Raw genomic sequence first — 7,151 nt, 5'->3', positions numbered from 1 at the left:
GCGCGGCGACCACCCCGCCTCGCGCGGCCCGGGGCGGTGCGGCGCCGGCGGCCGGCCCGCCGCGCCGCCCCGCCCCCCCCCCCACGACGGCACCCGCGACCCGTCACAAGCCCGTCACTTAGAGTGATCTCCATGGAGGGAACCGAAGAGGACCGGCTGACCGAGACCGCGACGCGGATCTTCGCGGAACTCGGGTACGACGGGACGTCGCTGCAGATGATCGCCGACGCGGCGGGCTGCGACCTCGACACCGTCCACCGCGTCGCCGCGACCAAGGCGGACCTGTACCGCATCGTGATGCGCGGCGCCGACGAGGCCGAGGAGACGGCACTGCGGGAGGCGCTGGCCGGCTTCACCCCCGACCGGCGCGGCATCATGCTCCTCGCGGACGCCTACCTGGACTTCTACGCCTCCCATCCGCAGGTCCTGGCGCTCTGGCAGCACCGGTGGATGGGGGACGCCGCCGACCTGCCCGACCTCGAAGAGGTCTACACCAAGCCGCTGTCCCGCGACATCGCCGACACGGTGCGCGGCCTCGTCCCGCCCGACGTCGACCCGGACTACCTCGTCTGGAGCGTGGTCTGGTGCGTCTACGGCTTCCTCACCGGCGGCGTCGTCCGCAGCGGCCCGGACGAGCCGCCCCGCCGCCACACCCCGAGCACCGCCCCCTGCCCCCATGACGACGTGGCGGGGTTCCGGGCCTTCCTGCACACGATGCTCGACCACATGTTCACCCCGCTCCCCCGGCCGCCCGCCTGACCGCCGGCGGCTCCCGCCGCACCACCGCGGAGAGGCCGCCCGACCACCGCGGAGGCGCCGCAACGAATCGCCGTGCGCAGGGTGCAACACGCAACGAATCCGCAGGTCAGCGCAAGGACGACGCATTGGAATGCGGCGCGTTCGTTTCTAGGCTTTCGCTTAGTCGAGTCGTTTTGGCAGCCCCAGGAGACAGCATGACCGTGATGCCGGCGACGCAGCCGAGCACCCCGCGGCGGACCGCGCTGCGGCGGCACTACCTGATGTGCCGCCCCGAGCACTTCGCCGTGACCTACGCCATCAACCCGTGGATGGACCCGGCCGCCGGCGCGGACGCGGGGCGGGCCGTCGCGCAGTGGGAGGCGCTGCGCGCCGCCTACCTGTCGCTCGGCCACGAGGTCAGCCTCATCGACCCGATCGAGGGCCTCCCGGACATGGTCTTCGCTGCGAACGGCGCCCTCGTCGTCGGCGGACGGGCCTACGGCGCGCGGTTCACCTTCCCCGAGCGGGCCGCCGAAGGCCCCGCCTACGCCGACTGGCTCCGCAAGAACGGCTTCCCGGACGTCCTCTTGCCGGAGCACACCAACGAGGGCGAGGGCGACTTCCTCACGCTGGACCACGTCATCCTCGCCGGGACGGGCTTCCGCACCGACATCGCCGCCCACCAGGAGGCGCAGGAGTTCCTCGGCCGCCCGGTGGTGACGCTGCGGCTGATCGACCCGCGCTTCTACCACCTGGACACCGCGCTGTTCCCGCTCGGCGGCGCGAACGTCGCCTACTTCCCGGGCGCGTTCTCGCCCGGCAGCCGCGCGGTGCTCGAACGGCTCTTCCCGGAGGCCGTGATCGCGGACGAGGCGGACGCGGCCGTCCTCGGCCTCAACGCGGTGTGCGACGGCCGCAACGTCGTCATCAACGCCGAGGCCGCCGGCCTGATCGGCACGCTGCGCGAGCACGGGTACGAGCCCGTCCCGGTGGATCTGTCGGAGCTCCGCAAGGCCGGCGGGGGCCCCAAGTGCTGCACGCTGGAGCTGCGGCCCTGACCCCTCCGCCCCGGCGGCGGCGTCCGCCGCCGGGCCTCCTCCGCCCCGGCCCGTGCGAGCCGGCGGCCGGTCAGGAGGCGTCCCCCTCCACCTGGCTGAAGTCGACGTCCCAGAGGACGACGTCGGCCCCGGCGAGTTCGGCGAGCTCCTCGATGCCCTCGGGGGCGCGGACCTGGACGGCCACCCAGGGCTGGTCCTCGCCGCAGCCGGCGACGAGGAGTTCGAGGGACGAGTACATGGGCAGAACGCTGCGGCCGTCCTCGAACCGGCTCAGGACGAATTCGGCGATGCCGTCGCCCTGGTGGAAGCGGCGGGAGGGAACGTAGACGACCTGTGTCCAGGCGGCCGCGCCGCCGTCCTGCCCGTCCGCCACCCGGTGCCCCTCGTGCAGTTGTCGGTCGAAAACAGATCAACTCTACACATCGATGTCCACCGAGCGTCAAGATGGATCTGACCGAGCCGATGACACATTACGGCCGGCCGGAGAATGGCTTTTCCTGCGCCTTTACCGGTCCTCGGAGAGGGCGAGGTGGCGGCGGGTGAGGTGGCGTGTCCGCAGCACGCCCGCGACGCCGATCGTCCAGATGAGGACCTGGACGGTCCAGGCGGCGCGGAAGGCGGACGGGGTGAAGTCCTTGCCGGGCGACAGTGCGTCCAGCACGAACCCGATCAGCAGGATGGTGACGAGGGCGGCGGCGAAGCCGCCGACGTTGACGATCCCGGTGGCGGTGCCCTGCCGGGCGGGCGGGTTGAAGGTGCGCGCGTAGTCGAAGCCGATCATGGCGCCGGGCCCGCCGAGCGCGACGCAGACCACCAGCGCGACCAGCAGCCAGGCCGGCGCGGGCGGCGGCCAGGCGAGGACGGCGGCCCAGGCGGCGGCGTTGACCCCGACGATGCCGAGGACGAGCCGGGAGCGGCGCAGCGGGTACCGGGCGACGAGCCGCCCGACGAACGGCCCGGAGACGACGTTGGCCAGCACGAACAGGGTGAGCAGGGTCGACGCGGCGGAGGGGCGCATCCCCTGGCCGGACACCAGGTACGGGTAGCCCCACATGAGCGCGAACGTGTTGGACGAGAACTGGGTGACGAAGTGCGTCCAGAGGCCGAGGCGGGTGCCGGGGTGCCGGAAGGCGGCGCGGAGGTCGCGGCCGACCTGGCGCAGCGGCGGGGGCGCGGTGCGGACGGCGCCGGGCGCCGAGTCGCGCAGGACGGCGACGGACAGCACGCCGACGAGCACGCCGAGGGCGGCGGCGGAGCCGAACGCGGCCGTCCAGCCGGGGCCGTGCAGCAGCGCGACGAGCGGGACGGCGCTGAGCACCTGGCCGAGCTGGCCGAGCAGGCCGGTGAGCTGGGTGACGACGGGCGCCTGCCGGCCGGGGAACCAGGTCGCGACGATGGACAGCACGCTGATGAAGGTCATCGCGTCGCCGGCGCCGACCATGACGCGGGCGGCGACGGCGGTGCCGACGGAGGTGGAGACGGCCATCAGCGCCTGCCCGGCGGCCATCAGCAGCGCGCCGCCGGCGATCATCCAGCGGGGGCCGACGCGGTCCAGCAGCAGCCCGACGGGGATCTGGAGGCCCGCGTAGACCAGGAGCTGGAGGACGGTGAAGGAGGCCAGCATCCCGGCGGACGCGCCGAAGCGGTGGACCGCGTCGATGCCGGCGACGCCGAAGGACGTCCGGTGCAGGACCGCCACCACGTAGGCGAGGACGCCCACGCCCCACAGCGCCCAGGCGAGGGGCGCCGCGCTCCGCTTCTCCAGGGACTCCAGGGGGTTTTCTACGCTTTGGGCGGTCTGCACGTATCGCTACTTTAGGTCACGTTCTCCGGTGATCCGGACCCGGATCGGGTCGCGCGGGCGCGGCCCCCATGGCCTACGGTCGGCGTGGTGAACCCTGACGAGGAACGGTGGCGGGCCGAGCGCGCGCTGCTGAACGCCGGCCGCGACCGCCTCGGGCGGCTCGCGAGCGACCTCTACCCCGGCGTCCCGCGCGTCGCGGGGACACGGCTGATGTGCCGCGAGGAATGGATCCCGGACGCCCCCGTCCCCCTGGAGGACGTCCGGCTGGAATGGGACCCGGCACCCGGACCGCCCGCCGTCGCCGACCCGTCCGACGGGCTCCCGGACGGGTACCGCACCTACGCGGGCGCCCTGGCCGCGCTCGCCCCGCCGAGGATCTTCGACGACCGGCCGAGCTACCGCCTGCTCGCCGCCGCCCCGCCGGTGCTGCGGTTCGGCCCCGGCCGGTACTTCGACGGCGTGAACGTCGGCGAGGCCGCCGCGCACGAGCTGGCCGCCGGCCGAGACGGCCTGCGCCGCCGCGTCGGCGACCCCTGCGACCTGGGGCGCCGGACGGCGCTGTGCGCGATCACGACGCTGACCGTCACGGTGTCCGGCGCGTACGTGCTGCACTGGCGGGACCCGGCGAAGGTCGCGCACGCCGGCGGCCTCCACCAGGTGATGCCGGTCGGCGTCTTCCAGCCGCTGGCGGACGAGCGCGACGACCTCGACCTGTGGCGCTGCATGGTCCGCGAATACGCCGAGGAACTGCTCGGAATGGACGAGGACTACGGCGACCATTTCGTCCAGGAGGAATGGCCGTTCCACCGCGCGATGACGCAAGCGCGGAAGGAGCGCCGCGTCCGCGCCCATTTCCTCGGGCTCGGCGTCGATCCGCTGACGTTCGCGCTCGACATCCTGACCGCCGTCGTGATGGACGACGCGGCGTTCGCGGACCTGTTCAGCGGGCTCGTCGAGGTCAACGACGAGGGCCGCGTGTCCATGGCGGACCTCGACGGGCCGGTCCCGGAGCCGATGCAGCCGGCCGGAGCCGCCGCGCTCGCGCTGGCCCGGCGGCACCGCGCCGCCCTCGGCATCGGCGCCTGAGCGCCGTCAGCCCTCCCCGAGGACCTGCCGGCTGAGCGCCCGCAGCTCGTCCAGCGCGTCGTCGAGGTGGTCGATGAGCTCCGACGGGTCGGGCACCAGGTCGCGGCAGGCGACGATGCCGACGTCCACCTTGCCGTCGTAGGAGAAGACCGTGATGTTCATGCCGCCGCTGACGTCGGTGACCACGGAGATCGGGTAGTAGCCGAGCACCCGCGCGCCGCACAGGTACAGCGGGAACTGCGGCCCCGGCACGTTCGACACCACGAGGTTCACCGGGCGCAGCGACACCGCCGACGCCGCCTGCAGCGCGAACCGGGTGACGGCGCCCGCGACCGGCGCGGGCAGCAGCCCGCTCATCTCCCGCACCCAACCGCCCGACGACGCGGTGAACCGCCGCTTGACCAGGTCCATGTCGCGCCGGACGGCGGCGTACCGCTCCGCCGGGTCGGGGATGTGGGTGGCCAGCGGCGTGCTCATGATCGACACCTGGTTGCCGCCGGAACCGGCGGCGCCCGCCAGCCGGAGCGACACCGGCACGCCCGCGACCAGCGGCCCGTCCGGCAGGTCGCCGCGCTTGTCCAGCCACTGCCGCAGCGCGGTCGCGCACAGCGCCATGACCACGTCGTTGACGCTGCCGCCGAGCCCCCGCCGGATCTCCTTGACGTCCGCGAGCGGCAGCTCGCCGCAGGCGACGGCGCGGCGCCGGCCCACCGGCCGGTTGAACGGGGTGGGCGGCGCGGCGACCCGCGGCACCGGCGGCGCCTCCGGCCGCCCCAGCGCGCCCTGCACCAGCGACGACACGAAACCGATGCCGGGGATCGACGCGAGGCCGGGGATCTCGTCGAGGTACGGGGCGGTGCGCGCGATCGACAGCACCGTCCGGGCGGGATGCGCCGCCGCCCGCAGCAGGCCCGTCCCGACCATGGCCGCCGGGCTCGGCGCGCGCGCGGGAGCGGCGTCGTCCGGCGGCAGCTCGCGGGGCTCGGGCGACAGGTCGAGCAGCGCGGCGAGCGTCTCGGCCGCCAGCACGCCGTCGATCGCGGCGTGGTGCACCTTCAGGTACACGGCGACGCGACCGCCCCGCAGCCCCTGGATCAGCGCGATCTCCCACAGCGGGCGGGACCGGTCGAGCGGCTGCTCGTGCAGCATCGCGACCGCGTCGGCGAGCTGCCGGTCGTCACCGGGCGCGGGCAGGCCGATCTCGACGATGTGCTTCTCCGGCGCGAAGTCCGGGTCGTCCTCCCAGTACGGGAAGTCCAGGCCGAGCGGCACCCGGACGAGGCGCCGCCGCAGCGGCGGCGCCAGGTGGGCGCGCTCGCGCACCAGGCCGGCCACCTGCTCGACGGTGAGCCGCCCGCCCGGGCACGACGCGGGATCGAGCACCCCGAGCCCCGCGATGTGGGCGTGCACGTTGCCCATCTCGGCGTTCAGGAATGTGGCGTCCACGCTGGTCAGCTGGTTCATCCGATCGTCCCGTCCGCTCGTCCGGCACTTGCCTGCCCTCCCAGGTTTCGGCGGCGGACGCGGAACGTCAACGCTCCACGGCGGGAAGTAACGCCGACTTAACGGGACGTTTCACCCGGTTCATCTGCCGATTAGGGCAACAGGAATCCTTTTCCCGATCGGCCGCCCTGTTGTGGTCAGGAAACGTCACAGGCCTGATCAAGAAACGGTTCGGCCTCCGCCCCTGTGATCATCGCACTAGGCTGATGCGCCATGACGGCACGCCCCCTCTCCGAGATCGTCGAAGCCGGCTGGGCGCAGGCCCTCGCCCCCGTCGCCGGGACGATCGCCGCCGCCGGCGACTGGCTGCGCGCCGAGGTCGCCGCCGGACGCCGCTACCTGCCCGCCGGGAACCTCATCCTGCGCGCCTTCACCCAGCCGTTCGACGACGTCCGGGTGCTGATCGTCGGCCAGGACCCGTACCCGACGCCCGGCCACCCGGTCGGCCTCAGCTTCTCCGTCGCCCCCGACGTCCGGCCGCTGCCCGCCAGCCTCGTCAACATCTTCCGCGAGTACTGCGACGACCTCGGCCACCCCGAGCCGTCCAACGGCGACCTCACGCCCTGGGCCGAGCGCGGCGTCCTGCTGCTGAACAGGTCCCTCACCGTCATGCCGCGCAAGCCCGGCTCGCACCGCGACAAGGGCTGGGAGCAGGTCACCGAGCAGGCCATCCGCGCCCTCGCCGCCCGCGACCGCCCGCTCGTCGCGATCCTGTGGGGCCGCGACGCCCGCAACCTGAAGCCGATGCTCGGCAACGTCCCCTGCATCGAGTCGCCGCACCCGAGCCCCTACTCCGCCAACAGCGGCTTCTTCGGCTCCCGCCCCTTCACCCGCGCCAACCAGCTCCTGGAACAGCAAGGCGCCCAACCCATCGACTGGAAACTCCCCTAAGCCCCCTCGCCGCCCGGTCCGAGCCGGGGGAACCCTGCGCAGGCACGGTGACCCGGTCGGCCAAGGCGGCG

The 7,151-nt window shown here is 73.8% G+C and carries 7 protein-coding genes; 4 read left to right on the top strand and 3 right to left on the bottom strand.

Features of this window, described 5'->3' with window-relative positions; translation table 11 throughout:
• Positions 1-132: 132 nt before the first annotated feature.
• Complete coding sequence (locus ABZ914_RS18990; RefSeq protein WP_500194399.1) at positions 133-759, top strand: TetR/AcrR family transcriptional regulator; 627 nt, start codon at positions 133-135, stop codon at positions 757-759.
• A gap of 194 nt (positions 760-953) precedes the next feature.
• Positions 954-1,796, top strand: a complete 843-nt coding sequence (ddaH, locus tag ABZ914_RS18985) for a dimethylargininase (RefSeq protein ID WP_500194397.1) — start codon at positions 954-956, stop codon at positions 1,794-1,796.
• 70 nt (positions 1,797-1,866) lie between these two features.
• Here ddaH and ABZ914_RS18980 read toward each other — a convergent pair whose 3' ends face one another.
• Positions 1,867-2,169, bottom strand: coding sequence for an SAV_915 family protein (locus ABZ914_RS18980; protein ID WP_190865951.1), 303 nt, complete (start codon positions 2,167-2,169; stop codon positions 1,867-1,869).
• A 132-nt stretch (positions 2,170-2,301) separates the two neighbouring features.
• Positions 2,302-3,600 carry an MFS transporter gene (locus tag ABZ914_RS18975; protein ID WP_500194395.1) on the bottom strand — a complete coding sequence of 433 codons (1,299 nt, stop codon included), beginning with the start codon at positions 3,598-3,600 and terminating at the stop codon, positions 2,302-2,304.
• Between the two features lie 87 nt (positions 3,601-3,687).
• On the opposite strand from ABZ914_RS18975, the gene ABZ914_RS18970 reads away from it, so the two are divergent.
• The gene (locus tag ABZ914_RS18970) at positions 3,688-4,686 is read left to right on the top strand and encodes a hypothetical protein (protein ID WP_500194392.1); all 999 of its coding nucleotides are present in this window, start codon (positions 3,688-3,690) and stop codon (positions 4,684-4,686) included.
• A 6-nt stretch (positions 4,687-4,692) separates the two neighbouring features.
• Here the strand turns inward: ABZ914_RS18970 and ABZ914_RS18965 are convergent, their stop codons facing one another.
• Positions 4,693-6,150 (bottom strand): WS/DGAT/MGAT family O-acyltransferase, encoded by a 1,458-nt coding sequence (locus ABZ914_RS18965; protein WP_500194391.1) that lies wholly within the window; start codon positions 6,148-6,150, stop codon positions 4,693-4,695.
• A gap of 252 nt (positions 6,151-6,402) precedes the next feature.
• On the opposite strand from ABZ914_RS18965, the gene ABZ914_RS18960 reads away from it, so the two are divergent.
• Positions 6,403-7,080 carry a uracil-DNA glycosylase gene (locus tag ABZ914_RS18960; protein WP_500194389.1) on the top strand — a complete coding sequence of 226 codons (678 nt, stop codon included), beginning with the start codon at positions 6,403-6,405 and terminating at the stop codon, positions 7,078-7,080.
• The last annotated feature ends 71 nt before the right edge of the window (positions 7,081-7,151 follow it).

The organism is Spirillospora sp. NPDC046719 (genome assembly GCF_040645715.1).
In the GTDB taxonomy this organism is placed as follows: domain Bacteria; phylum Actinomycetota; class Actinomycetes; order Streptosporangiales; family Streptosporangiaceae; genus Spirillospora.
The sequence above is the reverse complement of the archived record's forward strand: the minus strand, read 5'-3'. Positions and strand labels throughout refer to the sequence as shown.